16 protein-coding genes are annotated in these 20,050 nt (G+C 39.4%); 4 read left to right on the forward strand and 12 right to left on the reverse strand.

Going from position 1 to position 20,050, the window contains the following annotated elements; translation table 11 throughout:
* Positions 1 to 165: 165 nt before the first annotated feature.
* Positions 166 to 2,874: a TonB-dependent receptor gene (locus tag JWQ54_RS21435; RefSeq protein ID WP_299589150.1), complete on the forward strand. Its 2,709-nt coding sequence runs from the start codon at positions 166 to 168 to the stop codon at positions 2,872 to 2,874.
* 113 nt (positions 2,875 to 2,987) lie between these two features.
* On the opposite strand, the gene JWQ54_RS21440 is transcribed toward JWQ54_RS21435, so the two are convergent.
* The gene (locus JWQ54_RS21440; RefSeq protein WP_299589153.1) at positions 2,988 to 4,109 is read right to left on the reverse strand and encodes a carboxypeptidase-like regulatory domain-containing protein; all 1,122 of its coding nucleotides are present in this window, start codon (positions 4,107 to 4,109) and stop codon (positions 2,988 to 2,990) included.
* A gap of 153 nt (positions 4,110 to 4,262) precedes the next feature.
* Between JWQ54_RS21440 and JWQ54_RS21445 the strand changes: the two genes are divergently transcribed.
* Positions 4,263 to 4,655 (forward strand): hypothetical protein, encoded by a 393-nt coding sequence (locus JWQ54_RS21445; RefSeq protein WP_299589155.1) that lies wholly within the window; start codon positions 4,263 to 4,265, stop codon positions 4,653 to 4,655.
* Positions 4,656 to 4,782: 127 nt separating this feature from the next.
* Here JWQ54_RS21445 and JWQ54_RS21450 read toward each other — a convergent pair whose 3' ends face one another.
* Positions 4,783 to 5,595, reverse strand: coding sequence for an SDR family oxidoreductase (locus JWQ54_RS21450; protein WP_299589157.1), 813 nt, complete (start codon positions 5,593 to 5,595; stop codon positions 4,783 to 4,785).
* Between the two features lie 248 nt (positions 5,596 to 5,843).
* Between JWQ54_RS21450 and JWQ54_RS21455 the strand changes: the two genes are divergently transcribed.
* Positions 5,844 to 6,314, forward strand: a complete 471-nt coding sequence (locus JWQ54_RS21455; RefSeq protein WP_299589160.1) for a sigma-70 family RNA polymerase sigma factor — start codon at positions 5,844 to 5,846, stop codon at positions 6,312 to 6,314.
* Positions 6,304 to 6,894, forward strand: coding sequence for a hypothetical protein (locus tag JWQ54_RS21460; protein ID WP_299589162.1), 591 nt, complete (start codon positions 6,304 to 6,306; stop codon positions 6,892 to 6,894). Before JWQ54_RS21455 ends, JWQ54_RS21460 begins: the two co-directional genes overlap by 11 nt.
* A gap of 285 nt (positions 6,895 to 7,179) precedes the next feature.
* Here the strand turns inward: JWQ54_RS21460 and recN are convergent, their stop codons facing one another.
* The 10 genes from recN to JWQ54_RS21510 all read right to left on the reverse strand — a co-directional run bounded on the left by recN (position 7,180) and on the right by JWQ54_RS21510 (position 19,529).
* Positions 7,180 to 8,874 carry a DNA repair protein RecN gene (gene recN, locus JWQ54_RS21465; protein ID WP_299589165.1) on the reverse strand — a complete coding sequence of 565 codons (1,695 nt, stop codon included), beginning with the start codon at positions 8,872 to 8,874 and terminating at the stop codon, positions 7,180 to 7,182.
* A gap of 111 nt (positions 8,875 to 8,985) precedes the next feature.
* Positions 8,986 to 10,023: an alpha/beta hydrolase gene (locus JWQ54_RS21470; RefSeq protein WP_299589168.1), complete on the reverse strand. Its 1,038-nt coding sequence runs from the start codon at positions 10,021 to 10,023 to the stop codon at positions 8,986 to 8,988.
* A gap of 183 nt (positions 10,024 to 10,206) precedes the next feature.
* Positions 10,207 to 12,294, reverse strand: a complete 2,088-nt coding sequence (locus JWQ54_RS21475; protein WP_299589170.1) for a M56 family metallopeptidase — start codon at positions 12,292 to 12,294, stop codon at positions 10,207 to 10,209.
* Positions 12,295 to 12,327: 33 nt separating this feature from the next.
* Positions 12,328 to 14,319 (reverse strand): M56 family metallopeptidase, encoded by a 1,992-nt coding sequence (locus JWQ54_RS21480; RefSeq protein WP_299589172.1) that lies wholly within the window; start codon positions 14,317 to 14,319, stop codon positions 12,328 to 12,330.
* 113 nt (positions 14,320 to 14,432) lie between these two features.
* Positions 14,433 to 14,810 carry a BlaI/MecI/CopY family transcriptional regulator gene (locus JWQ54_RS21485; protein WP_299589174.1) on the reverse strand — a complete coding sequence of 126 codons (378 nt, stop codon included), beginning with the start codon at positions 14,808 to 14,810 and terminating at the stop codon, positions 14,433 to 14,435.
* A gap of 227 nt (positions 14,811 to 15,037) precedes the next feature.
* Positions 15,038 to 15,934 (reverse strand): DUF4835 family protein, encoded by an 897-nt coding sequence (locus JWQ54_RS21490; RefSeq protein ID WP_299589176.1) that lies wholly within the window; start codon positions 15,932 to 15,934, stop codon positions 15,038 to 15,040.
* A complete protein-coding gene (gene coaBC / locus JWQ54_RS21495) occupies positions 15,921 to 17,132 on the reverse strand; it encodes a bifunctional phosphopantothenoylcysteine decarboxylase/phosphopantothenate--cysteine ligase CoaBC (RefSeq protein ID WP_299589178.1) in 1,212 nt (403 codons plus the stop codon). The genes JWQ54_RS21490 and coaBC overlap by 14 nt, the downstream gene beginning before the upstream one ends.
* 132 nt (positions 17,133 to 17,264) lie before the next feature.
* Positions 17,265 to 17,606, reverse strand: coding sequence for a DNA-directed RNA polymerase subunit omega (locus tag JWQ54_RS21500; RefSeq protein ID WP_299589180.1), 342 nt, complete (start codon positions 17,604 to 17,606; stop codon positions 17,265 to 17,267).
* 7 nt (positions 17,607 to 17,613) lie between these two features.
* The gene (locus JWQ54_RS21505; protein ID WP_299589183.1) at positions 17,614 to 18,543 is read right to left on the reverse strand and encodes an outer membrane protein assembly factor BamD; all 930 of its coding nucleotides are present in this window, start codon (positions 18,541 to 18,543) and stop codon (positions 17,614 to 17,616) included.
* A 449-nt stretch (positions 18,544 to 18,992) separates the two neighbouring features.
* A complete protein-coding gene (locus JWQ54_RS21510) occupies positions 18,993 to 19,529 on the reverse strand; it encodes a DUF1572 family protein (RefSeq protein ID WP_299589186.1) in 537 nt (178 codons plus the stop codon).
* Positions 19,530 to 20,050 lie beyond the last annotated feature (521 nt).

Raw genomic sequence — 20,050 nt, forward strand, 5'->3', positions numbered from 1 at the left:
TTAGTTATTGCCATTTAAAATAATTTTCATTTCAGATCCATTAAATCCGCACTAAATATTTAGTTCAAAGTGTTGGTAATCAGGACGCCATGAATTGTAACGATTTTGTTGCAAATTCTTGGTTTGTATATTTTCTAAATTCAGCCTTAGAAACGCCTTATCGCAATGAACTACAAAAAACTACTTGCACGTCTTTTTATAATTGTTGGTGCTACAGCTCTCTGGGGTTTTACCCGGATTGATGATGACCCTATAGCTAAGATAGCTGCACAATTAGAAGAATGGCTCTCAAACCATCCACAGGAAAAAGTTTACCTGCAATTTGACAAACCCTACTATGCTATTGGCGATACAATTTGGTTTAAGGCGTATGATTTAATAGCCCGCAGGCATCAGCTCTCGGCCTTAAGCGGTGTGCTGAACGTAGATCTGATTGATGACCGCGACTCGGTTAAAAAAAGCATAAAGCTTCCGATAGAGAATGGGGTAAGCTGGGGCGATTTTGTACTGCCTGATTCACTTACAGAAGGTAATTACCGTGTTAGGGCATACACCAACTGGATGCGCAACGCCGGCGAGGATTATTTTTTTGATAAATCTATAACTGTTAATGCAATAACTAATACTGTATTTACAAAAACAAATTATAGCTACAATACCCAAAACGGGCAGCAAAAAATAAATTCAGTAATCAATTATACTGATATTGATGGTAAACCTTACGCAGGCAAACAGGTAAACTATGAAGTGATGACAGGCAAAAAAACAATAGATAGGGGTAAAGGTCAAACTGATGAAAATGGAAACCTTAACATCAGCTTTGCTAATGCCGCACAGGTTACATTAAAACCCCGCCGTATTATTACCACTTTGAAAGTGAATGATAAGGAATCGGTTACCAAATCAATTGTGATAAAAGCGACGTCAGAAAAAGTGGATGTTCAGTTTTTCCCGGAAGGAGGGCCCCTGGTAGTAGGAAATCCATCAAAAATAGCATTTAAAGCTATAGGCTCAGATGGCCTTGGCGCTACAATAAAAGGTGTGGTTATTGATGATCAAAATAACCAGGTGGCAGAAATTGCTACCACGCATTTAGGTATGGGGGTATTTAACCTGACGCCTGAAAGTAATAAAACCTACAAAGCAAAGCTTACTTACACAGATGGTTCAGAAAATACCGTTGAGCTGCCTAAGGCAACCGACCAGGGTTATTCTTTAATTGTATCAAACGCCGGACCTTCTCATTTTAGTTTAAGGGTTTTACCGGGACCAGCAGCTTCAACTGCGGTGCAAAACGGGCTAATGAGCATAATTGCCCAGGTTAACGGTGTTATTTGCTATGCCGGTAAAAGTGAAGCCGGCAAACCATTTATGGCGCATATCCTTAAAAGTAAATTTCCATCAGGAATTGTTCAGTTTACCTTGTTTTCATCAACTGGCGAGCCACTAAATGAGCGCGTGGTGTTTGTCAAAAACCCCGATCAGCTTAAATTGAACGTAACAACAGGAAAAGAAAGTTATTCCGCCAGGCAAAAAATAAAAATCGAAGTTAACGCAAAAGATAAAGAAGATAAGCCGGTTACGGGCAGTTTTTCGGTATCGGTAACAAATGAAACAAATGTGCCTGTTGATGAAATTTCAGAAAGCACTATCTTATCAAACCTGTTACTTACATCGGATATTAAAGGCTATGTTGAAAAACCTAATTATTACTTTACCAATACCAACGAAACAACACAGGCCGACCTGGACGTGCTGATGCTTACCCAGGGATACAGGAGATTTGAATGGAAACAACTATTGAACAACAGTATCCCGCCTGACGCTTATCCCGCCGAAAAATCATTGAGCCTGGCCGGCCATATAAAAACATTAGGCGGTAAACCTTTACCCAATGGCGCCGTTAAAATATTAAGCAATAAGGGCGGTTTCTTTTTTAGAGACACCGTTGCTGATAATACTGGCGCATTTTCCTTTAACGGCCTGGTATTTAAAGACAGCACAAAATTTCTAATCCAGGCACGGTCGGCGAAAGACCGAAAAAATGTACAAATAGATCTTGATAATACCGCTCCTCAAACAGTAGGGGTTAATAAAAACGCTGCTGATATGCAAGTAAACATTAACGATGGCTTGTCGCAATATTTACAAAGCAGTAAGGCCCTGTATGATAGTGAGCTAAAAGCCGGCTCAGTAAAGCGCCCAATAATATTAAAAGGGGTAGTAGTAAATGCAAAAAAGAACAAGGTGGTATATTCAGAAAATTTAAACGGGCCGGGTAATGCTGATGCCGTTATTACTGCTGACAGGTTGGGAAACTGCGGCGGTTTTCTTTCTAACTGTTTACAGGGCCTTATAGCAGGTGTCACTTTTCGTAATAATATACCTTTTAATAATCGCGCAAATGCAGCAATGGCCATCGTGCTTGATGGTAACTTTATTGACAATGACCTTTTTAGCGATATAAACCCAAGTAACGTTCAAAGTGTTGAGGTTTTGCTGGGGCCGTTCCGTACGGCTATTTACGGGAGCCGTGGCGCAAATGGCATATTATTAATAACAAGCAAAAAGGGCAGGGATGCAATGAGCGCTTATGAGCGTTATGCGCCGGGTGTTATTACTTATACGCCTAAAGGATATTATAAAGTACGCGACTTTTATTCGCCACAACACAATAACCCTAAAACCGATCAACAATTACCCGATTTGCGCAGCACCATCTATTGGAACCCTAATTTTATTACAGACAAAGCAGGTAAAGCGTCATTCCAGTTTTTTAATGCCGATACAAAAGGCACTTATCGTGTAGTTATAGAAGGTGTTGACAGCGACGGTAATTTAGGCAGGCAGGTATTTAGATATAAAGTAGAGTAGGTACCTGGTGTTGTGTCAATCATGAATTGAAGATTAGTCTTGAGTCGAAAGTTTTGAGTTCTAAGTCAGAAAAGAAAAAATTTGACTTAAGACTTGCGACTTAAGACTGCTGACTAATCACTACTCCCAGGCACATAATCAACAGGTAAAAGCTCGGCCATTAGCCTGCGACCCCAGTTACCATCAAAAGAAATGCTTAAAGGATTTATAATTATACCGTTATTGTCAAAAAAAGCGTAAGGTTCGTTAAAAATCAAAGTTGTGATAAGTGCATCGTTCCATGCAGCGTTTGATGACCATTCCTTAGTGATGGTATTTCCTGAATGAGCTCGTTTTTTGTTATACATTACGTACAGGCAATCTTTAAAGCTTAATGCATATTCCCCTTCAACATCGGTAGGCTTTACAAAATCACTTGTGTTAAGCGGAAGATCAACCAGTGTCCGGAAACTTTGGCTTCCGAAACTTATACCACCAGGATCGGATTTGCTGATCAGGCGTAGTACCTTAAATCCGTTATCTGTAATTGTATTTGTGACTACTGATCGTAAAAATTGCATGCTTGAACCCTCATATGCCTTTAATCTGTTTTTTTTCCACCTGCGTATTTGCGACTCAGAACCCGCAAGTTCTTCAAATGCAGCCGTTCCTTCATAATAAAAGCTGCCGGTACGGGCATTGCGTTCAAGATCAGATAAAAGATACTTAATCTTATAACCCAAAGCTTTATTTTCAATCTCTAAAAAATCGTTTGATTTTGCTGTTAACATCATTGTTTTGCTGTCATAATCAAGGTCAAGTACATCAGGCAGATCTTTATTTAATATTTTGCACTTATCTGCAAATGCCGATTCACCAAAAAAATAGCGTTTAAATTTTTCATAATCTCTTTTCCAGTTACCGTTTGACCTAATCTTCACTTCCTGCAGCATCATGGTTTTAGGTGATATTTCAATGGTGGCCAGTTTCACATCGGCATTTACCATGATATTTTGATGCGAGGTTTCATAGCCCAGGCTTGATACCACCAGGTCATATTGGCCTGGCCTTACATTTGTTATTGTAAAGGCACCCTTATCATCTGTTTTACTTCCGGCCACAGCGTTATTTAAAAATACACTGGCGTTAGCTACAGGAGTTTTATTGGTGCTGCTCAATACTTTACCAGTAATAACAAATTGCGCAAAACAGGTAAGCGGCAATAAAAATAAAATAAAGAGGCATGACTTTATCATACTTTAAATTTAACTAAAAAATTAGTTTAATAAAAAAGAGTTTTGTTTTTATTGATTTTTTGCCCGATAATTGGCTTTTTAAAAAAAAGTTAAAATTTATATTAAACCTTTTTAAAAAACGTTGTTCTTAGTATACAAATAAACAACATACATATGAAAAGAATCTTATCAATCATTGGCTGCGTTATAGTATTGGCAGCGTCTTCATGTACTAAAAAGTATATTACCCCTAATCCTAATCAAACCATTTTACTAACTGTTAAATCTACCGATTGGACAACTACAGATGGAGGAAAAACATATTCTGCAGTAATAGATGCTCCTGAAATTGACAGCTATTTTAATGACCATGGCGGGGTATTGGTTTATTTCTCATTTACCGATGGCGTATATGAGCAGGTTCCGGAAGTTTATCAGGGAATAGCGTACAGCTATACACATAACACAGGAAGCCTGGCGTTGTACGCACAGTCATCAGATGGTATTACACCCGTAGCAAGGCCTGATGATACAGTTGTGAAACTTTTGCTAATTGATTCTAACTAGTCCGGAAGTCGGAAAAGTCCGGAAGTCAGAAAGAAAAAATCCTGTGGGAAAATGCTCTCACAGGATTTTTCTATTTTTAAGGAAGCAGAAAACTAATCTCTAATCTCCAGCCTCTAATCACTAATTTCTATTTCTCCATCTGCTCAATCACCTCATCCGTTACCCCGGTAAAAGAGAAACCGCCGTCGTGGAAAAGGTTTTGCATGGTTACCATTTTTGTAAGATCAGAGAACATGCTTACACAGTAATCAGCACATTGATCGGAACTGGCATTACCCAGCGGGCTCATTTTTTCAGCATATCTTATAAATCCTTCAAATCCTTTAACACCCGAACCTGCGGTTGTGCGGGTTGGCGATTGTGATATGGTATTGATGCGTACATGTTTCTTTTTGCCATAGTAATAACCAAAACTGCGTGCAATGCTCTCCAGGTAAGCTTTGTTATCGGCCATGTCATTATAATCAGGGAATACTCGCTGGGCTGCAATATAAGTTAAAGCCAGTACAGATCCCCACTCATTAATGGCATCCATTTTCATGGCGGTTTGCAATACACGGTGCAGACTCAAGGCTGATATATCCAGACCTTTATGGGTAAAGTCATAATTATTTTCAATGTAGGGAATATTTTTACGAAGGTTAACGCTCATGCCTATTGAGTGCAATACAAAATCAACACCCCCGCCAAAATGCTCCTGCGATTTGGTGAACAGGTTAACCAGGTCGTCATTGTTGGTAACATCGGCACCAATAATAGGGGCATTGCATTCTTCGCCCAGTTTATTTAATTCGCCCATGCGTAAAGCAATAGGGGCATTGCTCAAGATAATTTCCGCACCTTCCTGTACAGCGCGCTGTGCTACTTTCCAGGCTATTGATTGCTCATTCAGAGCGCCAAAAATTATTCCTTTTTTACCTTTTAATAAGTTGTAAGCCATTTTAATGATTTTGTTTATCGCGATAAAAATAAAATTAATTATCGGTATTGAGAATTTTGACTTTACGGATGGAATTCATCGGTAAAAATAAATAATTTGTGAATGTAGCATTTTGAACATTACAGTATCTAACAGCCAAAATCAAACAAAATAAAGGTGGAAAGAATAAGGTATATTACTTGCATTAGCTATATAAGTATTTGGTTATACGATAAACAACTTGCTAATTCTATAAATTAAAGCCCCTTATGGTGTTTGAAGATATTTACCGTGACTATTGGAACAAGGTGTTTAGAATCTGCATGGGCTATGTTAATGATGCCGACTGGGCAAAAGATATTGCGCAGGAAACTTTTATTATTATATGGAAACAATTACCCAAATTCAGGAATGAATCGGCCATTGGCACCTGGATCTTCAGGATAACTTCAAACAATTGCCTGCGGCAAATTGAAAGGCAAAACCGGATGCCGACAACTGAACTGCCGGAGCAAATTGAATATGAACCGGATCCTGATAAAGAATGGCAATCAAAACTGTTATATAAATGCATTGCCGAGCTGCCCGAAACCGACCGCATTATTATTTCACTTGAACTGGAGGATGTTAAACAAGTCGAAATTGCTAAAATAACCGGGCTGTCAGAAAGTAATGTCAGGGTTAAGATCTTCCGGATAAAAGAAAAGCTGACTCAAAAGTTTAAACAATATGAGCAATAACATAGATTTTAAAGAGCTGTGGAACCGCGGAAAGGCCAGTGCGCCTGATGTAAGCGAAATTTTTGCAAAGGCAGATCGGCTAAACCGTAAAATACGTAATAAAATTCTACGCGGTAATATCATATTATCGTTAACCATAGTGCTTACGGCATTTATATGGTGGTATTATCAGCCTCAAATGATCACCACAAAAATAGGACTGATATTAATGATCATTGCTATCGTCGTGTTTTTAGTAACTACTAATCAGCTGTTTCCCCTATTAACTAAAACAAATGAAGAAACTGATAGTCGCCGGTTTTTAGCGCAGATGATCCGCATTAAACACAAGCAGGAGTTCTTGAATAAAACTATGCTAACCGGTTACTATATTTTTTTATCAGTAGGTATTTCTCTTTATATGATAGAGTATGCCCGACGTGGGAGCCTCATTTTCCAGTTATCGGCCTACGGACTAACATTTGCATGGATAGCTTTTAACTGGTTTTATGTCCGTACTAAAACTATTAAAAAGCAACAGCGGGCCATCAATGATATTATTACTAAACTGGAGGAAGTTGATAAGCAGTTACTGGATTAGATTATCGCTATATTTTCGTGATAAGTAGTTAAGGGGTGCAATTTAAATTGTCGCCAATAGCTATAACTCAATCGTTAACTATCTGCTTAGCTTATTGAAGCCTCGCAGAATTTGGCTAAAGCCCTATTTTGATCGCCCATTGTCCGTTGGCTGAAGCCAAACGGCAATGAATAAAAAAATAGCAGACAACTTCATTGCCGTCCCATTTATGGGGCGGGTAAGGATAAAATAAGAGTTAAGGGCTTTAGCCCAAAACCAGCAGTTAGCGACAATTTGCCCCTGTAGTTAACAGGCCAAAAGTTCCCTTGCATTTTGCAATGCACTTTCACCAGGCTTATCGCCGCTTAGCATTTTGGCAATCTCTAAAATTCGTTCCTCTCTATTTAATTGTTTTATGCGAGTATAGGTTGTCGCCGCTTCATCATCCTTGTAAACAAAATAATGGCTCTGGCCTTTGCTGGCAATTTGCGGCAGATGTGTTATGGTGATCACCTGTAAATTGCTGGCAAGCTTTTCCATTATCTGGCCCACCTGGTTAGCAACCTCGCCGGATACGCCGGTATCTATCTCATCAAATATTATAGTCGGCAACGCAGTGTTTTGGGCGATCAATGATTTGATGCTAAGCATCAGTCTTGAAAGCTCACCACCCGATGCAACCTTGCTCATTTCTGATAGGGCATGACCTTTGTTTGCGGTGAAGAGGAACTTAATATCATCAATCCCATTTTTCGTAAAAGACTCGGTATTTTCTGTCTTACGGACTTCCGGAACTTCGGACTTTCGGACTACCTGTTCAATTTTTAGGTTTGAATTGCTCATTCCCATTTCGGCAAGCGTTTCTAAAACTTGTTTTTCAATTGCTGGGATCACTTTTTTACGATTTGCAGATAACTGACCTGCTAGCTTTTCAAGCTCGTTTTTATCGGTCTCAAGTTGTAATTTTAGCTTTTCAATAGCCTCATCACCAAAAACCGCCTGCTGTATTTTATCTGAAAGCTCATCCTGAAGCTGCAATAATTCGGCATTGGTGTTTACGCGGTGTTTTTTCTGCAAAACGTATATCAGGCTCAGACGGGCATTTACTTCTTCGGCCCTTGCTTCATTGGTATGGGTACGTTGCTCAATGGTTTCTATCTCAGCAGCTATGTCCTTCAACTCTATAACAGTGCTATTTAACCGTTGGTGCAGATCCGCAATTTGAGGATTGAATTTCTCCAGAGATAAAAGCTGGTGGCCAGCCTCGCGTAATTGGATAATGGCGGATGCTTCCCCATCTTCCATTAAATAAAAAGCACCCTGCAGGTTCCGTTTTATCTCGCCTGCATTATTGAGCGAATAAAGCTCCTGTTCCAGTAACTCCTGTTCATCTGCCGAAAGCTCAGTTTTTTCCAGTTCATCAAACTGAAACTGGTAATAATCAAGGTCGGCTTTTGCTTTATCGCTTTCTTCAATAAGTTGCTGCAGTTTTGACGTCGATTTTTTGTATGCCCTGAATTTTGTCCTGTAATCATCTAACAGGTCATCGTGCTTGGCAACTGCATCCACCACCAGCAATTGAAACTCCGGATCATTAATCTCCAGAGTGGCATGCTGCGAATGAATATCTATCAGCTTTTCGCCTAAAGCTTTAAGCGAATTTAAATTAACCGGTGTATCGTTTACGAATGCTCTTGATTTTCCATCGGCCGAGATCTCGCGTCTTAGTACAGTTTCGGCCTCGTAATCCAGGTCATTGTCCTCAAAAAAATGCTTTAAATGGAATGCACCGATTTTGAATGTGCCTTCAATAACGCATTTTTTTTGCTGGTTAAAAAAATAGCGACTCTCGGCGCGCTGACCTAAAATAAGCGAAAGCGCACCTAATATGATTGATTTTCCGGCTCCGGTTTCGCCTGTAAGTATATTTAAACCACCATCGAAACTAATTTCAAGGTTATCAATTAATGCGTAATTATTAATACTGAGCTTCTGAAGCATAAAAAGTACTCTGTTTTGAAAGTACTAAATTACAGTTTTAGTTGATTGAGTTGATTAACCAGGCAGTTGATTTTTTTTAAAACTTAATCACCCTGATCATCTTAGCCTAACTTAATCAACCCTTAACTTTTCATGCGTTTTAGAGGCATGGATAACCTGGTTAATGGCGTCAATTACCATAGCAGGATCTTCCAGATGAATATTGTGACCGCTGTTTTTGTCGATAACGTGCTTGCTGTTTGTAGATAAATGGGACAAATCGATTTGCAACTTCAGGCGTTCGTCCTCTAATTGTGCAGAATCAGGCATGCCGGAATACCCGCCATTGCCCCTTGAAAGTACGATCAACGGAATGTCTCCAAGCATATAACCAGGTTTTCCTTTGTTGGCGTACATATCCGCAACATCCTCCGGCGACCAATTCATTTCGTCGCCTGCGGCTTTTCTGTATACCGGCTGTGACTGTGCCCAGATCTGCATCTGCTGAACTTTTTTTGGCAGCTTATCCATTGGCGGCTCAATGGTGGTGTCCTGCACTACCGGTTTTTTATCTGCAGAAGTGGTGTCTCTTTTTACCATGTTCCTTGGTTCCGGAGCATGTTCGCCTTTTGCCCAATCACGGATCCGAACGGCTTTGTTATTAATTATGATCTTTGAATCTTCATTTAACGCGTCAACTAAAACAACGCCGGCGACTTCTTTTTTATAAAACCTGGCAAATGACCGTACTAAAAACCCCCCGAAAGATTGGCCTACCAAAATGTATGGACCGGTTATACCGGCATTATGGAGCGCTGTGTGAAGCTCATAAGCTATTTGCCGCCCTGTACGCGGAAGGGGGCCTTCTTCACTCCAGGCAAAACCAGCCCTGTCATAAGACACTGCCGTGGTTGTTTTCGCTATCTCAGGCTGAACCAGGTTCCAGATAAATGAAAAATCACCGCTGCCTCCTTCCATTATAACAACGGGCTTTCCCTTTCCCAAAACATTTATATGTAACAGGTGTCCGCCCGCGTCCACAAGCTTACCTGGTGGCGGATAAGATTGCCTGGTTTGAGCATAGCAAACAGGAATTGAACCTAAAAAAAGAACCAGGCAAAGGATCTTTGTTTTAAATAACTTTATGGTAAGTAAGATATATTTATGCATAACTTTCATTTTTAATCTCTTTTAAAAAGCTATTGTAAAATAAGCTAAACATTTGATTATCAATGTGCAGAAAACGACAATTTTAGCATCCTTTGAAAATAAAAACGCCCCTTACAGTTTTCACGGTAAAGAGCGTAAAGGTTTATCCGATAGGGACGGAGACGTAATTAGAATAATTATATTTTATTGCTCATCAACTGATTGTTGAGGTTTTTCCTGTTTATCCGCTTTCTCTGTCTTTTCTCGTTTTTCAGATCTGTCGGCTTTTTCCTTGTTCTCACGGCTTTCATGCCTTTCAGCTTTTTCCGTTCTTTCATTCCCATCATTATAATTAAAATCAAAATTGTAGTTCATTTTTGATTTCAGGTATTTCCTGTACTCAGCGCTATGAATGTAGGCAGTCATCTTTTTAATCGATTGCTCAAGCAATTGTTGTTCTTTTTTTATTTCTGGATTGTTTTGATAATCGCCCATTTGGCGGCCTAATCTATCCATTTCACTTTGCTTTTCTTTTACAGCAGGGTCATTATAAGCCCTTCTTAAGCTATCACCCAGCTTTTGGATCCGCTGGTTTTGTGCTTTAAATTCAGGGGACTCATAATGTGCGGTCACTTGCTCGCCCATCTTTTTTAAATCCTCCTGGGTTAACTTAATATCTGATGGAATGTGGGTTTCCAGCTCGGCCTGGTATTTTTTATAATTGTCACTTTGGCGATCATTGTCATCATAGTAGTAATCACTTTCAGGAATGCCGTATTTCTTTTTCAGCTCCTTGTTCATCTTTTTAAACTCTGGTGTGTTATAGTAAGCACTTATTTTGCGTCCTTTATCACCCATTTGTTCGGTAATGGCTTTCATTTTGTCATTCTCACCAAAGTTTTTTGAGTAAGTTTTGCTCGCTTCCGAAAGGTCTTCCTGTAATTTTTTCAACTCGGGGCGATTATAAAAATCCTGCACATCTTTACCATTTTCTTCTAATTCGTGCTGTGTTTTTTTAAATGCATCACTTTTGTAATATTCAGTTACCGCTTGCGAATGTTTTTGCACTTCGGCACTTAAAGCCTGCATCTTTTTATCTCCATTTTCATCTGCGTAGCTATAGGCATCGGTATCATCATTATTCCGTTTAACGGCATGAGTAGCCTTTTTTACCGGATGTGCCTGTAAATGTGTTGATTTTTTTGCAGCTGCCTTGCGGCCTGTATCAGCAAGCAACTCGTTAATTATAGGAGTAAAGGCTTTTACAGAGATTTTTCCCTGTGCTATTTCAGGGTTTAGCAGTGACATGGCGCCTATGCCCATGGTTAATATAAGCATGGCCAACAATGTTGGGCGCAGGCTGGGTAATTGTTTTCTAGTTTTCATGATTCTTTCAATTCTGTTTAATAATTGGTATTTTTTGCCTGTTGCGGCCAGCGCTAGCTGCCAGTCGTTTTGGCGGGTTTGCTCCAGCTTTAATAAAGCTTTTGCATAGATGATAGGGTCTGCGGTGGCCTTTACAACCAGGTCGTCGCAGCAGTTCTCACGTTCTTCGTTTATGATCTTGTTTATCAGCAGTGCACATGGATTAAAGAATAACAGGACTGAAATAACCTGCTGTACCATATTTACCAGGTAATCGTTACGTTTAATATGGGCCAGTTCATGTAATAATATGGCCTCAATTTCTTCTGCAGTTAAGTAAGTAGCTAAACTAAATGGCAGCAGGATAACCGGTTTAAAATAGCCAACCATACAGGGTACATCAACTAATTTGGTTAGCCCGATCTTTACATTTTTACTGATATTGAGTATTGCCGTAAATCTGTTTACAGTTTGCTGAAGGGTAATATCAATACCCAGGTTTTGCTTTATGGCATTTATTTTTTTACGTGCCATTACAAGCCTGCCTGTATTAAACAATAAACCGGCAACATATATAGCAGTTATATAAGGAAGATATTCTTCAATGCTATAATAATAGCGGACCGTTTGGTCATTAAATTGGCTAATACCTGAAGATAATTCTGCAAGGAGCGGTAAAACGGGTAGCTTTGAAGGAGCCACAGCCAGCCAGTTATAAATATTAATCTCGTTTATAAGCGTGTACCCGAACCAGCCGGTTATAGCCAGCAGACTTACCACAGCAAACAAATATTTTTTTGATGCAGATAATCGCCCTGAGAACATCAACGCTAACCTGAGCGCAAAATATATCAGCAACCCCTGCCATAATGAATGGATTATGGTGATGCCCAAAACCTGGCTAATGTTGTATAATATATTTTGCATTATATTAAAGCTTAACGTTAATGTTATCCCGGTTTATTTTTGATCTTCCTTAACAGGTTGGTCATTCGTTTCATCAGTATCTTTCGGGGCATAGATCTTTACCCCGCCTACTGAATCTTTTAAGATCCATTTCCTGTCTTTCATCTTCCTTTTCCACTCGGGGCTCTTAAACTGCTTTTCCATTTCCTTACCCTGCTTTTTCATCAACTCCATTTGGTTCTTCCACTCAGGACTATCAAACTGTTTTTTCATTTGTTCCATTTGGTTCTTCCATTCAGGGCTATCAAACTGTTTTTTCATTAGCTCGCCCTGTTTCTTCATTTGTTCCATTTGGTTCTTCCACTCAGGGCTGTCAAACTGTTTTTTCATTAACTCACCCTCTTTCTTCATCAGCTCCATCTGGCCTTTCCATTCAGGACTGTCAAAATGTTTTTTCATTTCTTCACCCTGCTTTTTCATAGCCAGCATTTGATTTTTCCACTCCGGGCTTTCAAATTGCTTTTTCATTAGCTCACCCTGTTTCTTCATCAGCTCCATCTGGCCTTTCCATTCAGGACTGTCAAAATGTTTTTTCATTTCTTCACCCTGCTTTTTCATAGCCAGCATTTGATTTTTCCACTCGGGGCTGTCGAAATGCTTTTTCATTAGCTCGCCCTGTTTCTTCATCAATTCCATCTGACCTTTCCATTCAGGACTGTTGAAATGCTTTTTCATTTCTTCGCCTTGTTTCCGCATAGCTTCCATCTGGCGTTTCCATTCGGGGCTATTGAAAAATCTCTTTACCGAATCCGGAGCATCATCACCATAAAAAGTTTCTCCATAAATTTCGCTTTTGTCTGACGGACTCACCTTTTTAATTATTCCCTTGCTCTTCTTGCCTTTGGCTACAATTTTGCCTTTTTGCTTATGTTTCGAAGTATCGTTAAGAAAAGAGTATTGGGTAGAATCAATTGCGCTGACGAGTTGGTCGCATTTAATTTTTTCTGTTGATGATGATTTTATTTTGTTAGCAATTGTTTTGCCTTCTGTGATTTTGGGATTAAACCATGCAATACAGCTAAGGGTGCCTGTTAGTAAAAACAGCGCTATTATGAGATGGCGAATGCTGCCAATATGTTTTTTAGTTTTCATAATTCTTTCAATTCTGTTTAATAAATGGAATTTTTGTCCGGTAGCAGCGAGCGCGAACTGCAGGTTTGATTTCCTGGCTTCTTCAAGCTTAATTAATGCCTGCGCATATATTAAAGGCTCGCCGGTTTTTTCAACAACAAGATCGTCGCAACCGTTTTCTCTTTCCTGGTTTATAATTCTGTTAATTAATTGGGTAAAGGGATTAAAGAAAAGCAATACGGTTATAAACTGTTGCAGCAAGTTTACCACGTAGTCGTTACGTTTTATATGTGAAAGCTCATGTAATAAAATAGCTTCAACCTCATCGGCCGATAAATTGACACATATAGTAACAGGTAAAAGTATAAGGGGTTTAAAGAAGCCTATAACGCAAGGCACATCAATCAACTCACTAAATTTCAAGTTGACATGCTTGCTGATGTTTAACTTTTTTGCAAAAGAATTAATAAACTCCTGCATTTGTCCGGCGGGTAAAAGAGACAGTTTTATTTGTCTTATTTTATTCCATTCCATTGCAAGCCTGGCCAGGTTTATAGTAAGGCCTGTAAAATATATTGCACATATAAAAGGCAGGTAACCCGCAATGGTATCATACCAGGCCGATTGGTAATGTGTGCTGGTTGGTAAGTTTAAGTAGGGCAATAATGGCAATACATGACCGGGTTTTAAATTAACCCAGTTATAGGCATATATCTCTGTTAATAAAGTATAAACAAAACATGCCGATATGACTAACATTGCAATAATAGCAAGATTATATTTTTTTACTGCTGTTAATGATGAGATGCCGGCAAAAGCTATCCGTAAAATAAAATATACCAGCAACCCCTGCCACAGCGAGTGGATGATGGTGATGCCTAAAACCTGGCTGATGTTGTACAAGATGGTTTCCATTGTTTCAGTTAATTAGAGACTGGAGATTAGTTACTATCCCGCGGCTCCAGTCGTTTATTTTTTTTATGATTTACTACCTGTCTTTTTACTAACCTCTGGTCTCTAATCTCTAATCACTTCCCCTCAAACTGTTTCAAATAATCCTTAATGGCGTCAATCTCATCTTTTGATGCACGGTGATGGCCCAGGGCCTGGATCACCAAATCAGATGTTGAACCTTTAAATACAGTCGATATAATTTTATCAAGCGCAGTTTGTTGTGCCTGTTCGCGGGTTATCAAAGCTTTATACAAGTGGGTTTTTGCGGTCGTATCGCGCTCAACCAGGCCTTTATCATGCATTATCTGCATTAATTTTAAAGTTGTGGTATAACCGGCATCCTTACTTTTTGCCAATTCCTCATGCACATCACGAACGGTGCACTGGCGTTTTTTCCAGATCACCTGTAATATCTCAAGCTCGCTTTCTGTTGGTTTTATTTCCATGTTCATTGTTATACGAATTTCTTCGTACAAATATGTACGATAGATTTCGTATTTGCAAATTATTTATAAACTTTTTTTAAAAAGACGCGCGAGGAGGGGAGAATGTTACAGGAAAAAGGTAAAAACTGAAAGAATAAAGGCGAAGGGCATTGCGTAACGGATAATGGATTTTTAAAGTAAAGTAATGTACAGATTTGCTATGAACCCCCTGCCAACTGCCCACTCAAAACTGCCTACTGTTTCTGCAGCGCCTGGTACTTAAGCCCGTTTGCCGGATCGGCCTGGCTTAGGATATTCATGGCTTGTAACCGTTCCTGGGAATTGGTTTTGGTAAAAATGGATACGAGCTCATCACTTTTGGCTGTAAAAAACACGAGCGGAAACATGCTGCCCAAACGTTGCCTGTCAACCTGGCTCAGAATTGGAAGTAAATCGGAAATAACTTTACGGCCTTTTCCGGCATTGTCGGCCATTATATCCAGGCCATTGCGGTGATATTGATATATAAATTCGCGCAGTGGCACGTAAAGCTTGTTGTTCAGGTTCTCAGCAAGCCAATATCGGTTAATATTGCCATCAAAAGCTTTCCAACCCTTACTTGATGAAGTTTGTGCATTAGTAGCAACATTTTGAGCGGCGGCAAAATAGCTGGAACCACCAAGTTTGGAGAATGAATCATAATCCATACCTACAATGATATAGGCATAAAAAGCCATTATGGAACTTAAATTACTTTGAAAATTCTGGTCGGTAAAATCAATGCTTTGTCCTTCGGTATAGGTAAAATCAATATCCTTATCATTAACATTTAATAAGGTTGATGTGTAAGTAGCGCCATATACAGGTCTTGATGACTGCACCTGCAGCTCGCCGCTAAAATTGCTGCTGCCATCCCAGGCCGTAATGTTTAGTATAAAATTGCATTCAATTCTTTCCTGGGGTAAAATGGCATCGGCGCTCCATTTACGGCCATTCAAAAAATCTTTCATGGCGGTTTCAAGCGTTTGAAAGATTCGTTTATTGGTTGATTGTATTTTGGGCGATACAACCTGGATGCGTGCATTTAAATCTTGAGCAGCAGCCTTAAGGCTTAAACAAGCTAACAGAATATAAATGCTAAATGCTTTCATCTTTTATAAGTTCAACAATTTTAGTACAGATATCATGCGCAACATCATCTTTGCTTTTAAGATCATAGGCGGTTTTTTGCAGCTTGCTATCTATAATGGTTATTTTATTGGTGTCTTTTTTAAACCCGGCACCCTCATCATTCAGCGAATTTAATACAATAAAGTCAAGGTTTTTCTTTTGCAGCTTTTCAATAGCGTTTTTTTCTTCGTTGTTGGTTTCCAATGCAAAGCCAACCAGTATTTGCCCGGACTTTTTTTGTTTACCCAGCTCGCTTAAAATGTCCGTAGTCTTTTTTACATCGATGCTGAAACCGGCATCCTGCTTTTTTATTTTTTGCCCGGCAACGGTAACTGGTGTATAATCAGCCACCGCGGCGCTCATCACACAGGCTTTGACGTTTTGAAAGTTTTGAAGGCAGGCATCCAGCATTTCTGCTGCCGAAGTAACGTCTATCCGTTTAATGGATCTTTGTTTGCTTATTTGTGCCGATGGTCCTGCTACAAGGATAACATCAGCCCCTAATTGCGCCAGTTCATCAGCAATGGCAAAACCCATCTTACCCGATGAGTGATTACCGATAAAGCGAACAGGATCGATAGCCTCATAAGTAGGGCCGGCAGTAACCAGTATTTTTTGATTAGCTAAGGGAAGCTTTTTTTTAAGATCTGCGGATAAAAAAGCTATCACCTCTTCCGGCTCAGCCATGCGACCTTCACCATAAAGCCCGCTTGCTAGCTCGCCCGTTCCGGGAGGTATCAGTATGTTCTGAAAGGATTGCAGCTTGCTGATGTTTTCCTGTGTTGCAGTGTGTATCCACATATCAAGGTCCATAGCAGGTGCAAAATATACCGGGCATTTGGCGGAGAGATAAACTGCCATCAGCAAATTATCGCAAAGGCCATTAGCCATTTTAGCAAGTGTGTTGGCACTTGCCGGGGCAATAATCAAAAGATCAGCCCAAAGCCCTAATTCCACATGGTTATTCCATTCGCCGGTTTCGGTAACAAAATAAGCTACAAGTACAGGGTTCTTTGAGAGGGTGGATAAGGTTAAGGGAGTTATAAAATTAGTAGCATCGGGTGTCATTACCACCTGCACATTTGCACCGCCTTTAGTCAACAGCCTTACCAGCGTTGCCGATTTATAAGCCGCTATACTACCACAAATGCCTAAAACGATGTTTTTACCTTGAAGCATAAACCCCTAACCCCTTGGAGGGGAAATAATTAAAATTTAAAATTAAACAAAAAAACTCCCATAAGGGAGTTTTTAATACATTGCGTTGCCCCTATGCTTTTACTCCCCCTTTAGGGGGCCGGGGGGCCAGGCTTATTGTTGTTCTTTAGCCGGGTTGCGGTAATAAACCTTATCCTCTAAAAATTCCTGGATAGCTACCAATGATGGTTTTGGTAGTTTTTCATAATATTTAGAAATCTCAATTTGCTCGCGATTTTCAAAAACTTCTTCCAGGTTATCATTTGACGATGCAAATTCAGAAAGCTTTTGGTGCAATTCTTCCTTTACATTGTTCGAGATCTGGTTAGCTCTCTTTGACATAATTACAAGCGACTCATAAATATTGTCGGTTTTTACATCTAACTCACGCAAATCGCGGGTTACAGTGCTGCTTGCTACGGCAGGTTTGTTAACAGTATTGTTATTAGCGTTCATATCTTTTTTAATTTGGGATCTTTTTATTGTCGTTTCCTTTTTCAGAAGGAGGCTGGCCTGTTACGGTATCTTTTTTAGCAATTTTTTTTGCTAGTTTTTGATTGGTTTGTGCTTCAGCCAATATTCTTTTGTTAGCAGCTATGCCGTCCTGGCTGTATTTTTTGTATCGGCTTGCATCATTTAAAAATTTGCTTTTAGGATATTTTTCAGCAAACTGATCGGCATAGCTCATTGTAAGCCCATAACGTTCTTCCTGCGAAAACTCACTACTATGTCTGGCGTATTGGTATTGTGCTTCAATTGTTAAATATTCAAGCTCTTCAGCATATTTGGTATCAGGGTAATCGCGCAAAGTATTGCCAAATGCAATTACGGCAGCCTGGTAATCGCTAATGGTTAAATAAAGTTTGGCATTTGCATAAGCTTTTCCTTCAAGTTTATCACGCAGCGTTTGTATCAGCTTGCTGGCCTCGGCAACACGGTCGCTTTTTGGATATAAGTTTATAAATAGTTGTAAACCATCAATAGCCTTGCTGGTATTTGTTTGATCAAGGGAATATATCGGCGAATCAAGGTATAAACAATAGGCATACATAAATCTGCATTCCTCTGCTCTTGGGCTTGATGGGTATGTATCAGCAAAAGTTTTGAAGTGATAGCCGGCAGCAGTATAATCCTTTAATTTATAATTTGCGTAAGCATTATAATAAAACAAGTCCTCGGCGCCTTCATGCCCGCGATAACGTGTTGTCAGGTCATCAAATAAACCTAAAGCTTTAGTATACTCTCTTTTATTATATAGCTTAATAGCTTCCGAGTATTTTTTGGCATTATCGTTACTGGCCTTCAGTTTTTCATATTTACTTTTACAACTGCCCAGTATAATCATTAATACAGCAAATACACCGGCTAATAACGTTAGTTGTTTTTTAAACATTTTGCAAAGATAGTTGAATATTATAAATCAGTCAATTATTTATTTTATATAGCCTCATGGCACCTGCCCTTAAACACAAAGAAGGATTGGATGGGTAATTCCCGGCTAATATATAACGCTTGTTTTGCCTGTACTATATATATAGGTATCATTTAACATCTTTTAACAGTAGGGGAGTTCATGAAGAAGGGGTTCATAGTTGATGGTTCATAGTTCATAGCCGAAGGAAGGGGGTAGTGTTATGAGCCAGGAATTTTCTAGCCATTCTTATGCATAGCAATGGGAAGGCGATCCAGCCTGGCGTCGATCGGTCCGAAAGGCTCCTTTGTAGGTAGGTAAATTCTGCGCGCAATATTCACGCCAATGCATTCATGCCATGCAGCTTGATGCCATTCCTTATTTGCGCTACCATGAACTATGAACCATCAACTATGACCCCCCTCCATCAACTAAACAGACTTTCTTCCCTTTTCCGCATTAAAAGCTTTTGATTGCCCTTTCGGAATAGTGAGCGAACTCCAGTTTTCGGCAGCTACCATTTTGGCAATATATATTATCTGCCCAACATGGTAGGGGATATGTGCCAATTGGCGGTTAATTGCTTCAATTACTGTGTGACCTTCATTCCTTATATATACTGTACGCATCAGGTCGTCTTCAGTAAGGGCGTCTATGTTATTATATATGCACTGCCATCCTTTATCCCATAGGGTCAGCAGATCTTGTTTTGAAGAAAGGGTATCTTCAAACTCCTGATCACGATCCCGCCATGGTTTTTCGCCGTCGGTGGTTAAAAAATCTGTCCACCTTGAAAGTGAATTACCAGCTATATGCTTAATTATGATAGCTGCGCTGTTCGATTCCCGGTTATATTGCCAGTGAATTTGTTCTTCATTTAGCTTTTCAATAGCGCTATCGCCTAAAGTTTTGTAATAACGGAACAGTTTTTTAACGCTTGATAAGTAGTTATTGCCGTTGCTTTCCATATTATGCTACTGGTTTGATGGTTGTTTTTAATGTCTGGTGATAGTAGATGCATTAAACAATGATGTAATTTCGATGTTTTTTAATTGTTTTCAAGCGTATTTGTATATAAAGTTTAAAAAATGGCCTCCTGAATTTTAAAAAAACGGGGTGTTCACACAGTGTTTACAGATGTTGCTTTATAAACCAGGGGAGGTGATCGCGGTCAGGAATTAATTTTTCCTGCTGATTTGCAAAGTGTTACCATTACACTATTGATTATTCTTATAAACCTTTTGGATAAGTTAAAAACCTGCGTATCTTTGCGGCCCGCTTCGGAAAAAGAAACGGTTGTTATTTGAGAAGTTAGTGACTAAAAAAAAGGCTGAAAAATAAGTAAAAATAGTACTTGACAGGTAAATAAAAAAGTCACATCTTTGCAGCCCGCAAACGAGGAAGAGAAAAGAGGGAAGGCGGGTAAAAAAAGGCAAACAAAAAATAAAAAAAATAAAGTTTGCAAGTTTAAAAAAGGTTTCTACCTTTG

Source organism: Mucilaginibacter sp. (assembly GCF_028288225.1).
In the GTDB taxonomy this organism is placed as follows: domain Bacteria; phylum Bacteroidota; class Bacteroidia; order Sphingobacteriales; family Sphingobacteriaceae; genus Mucilaginibacter.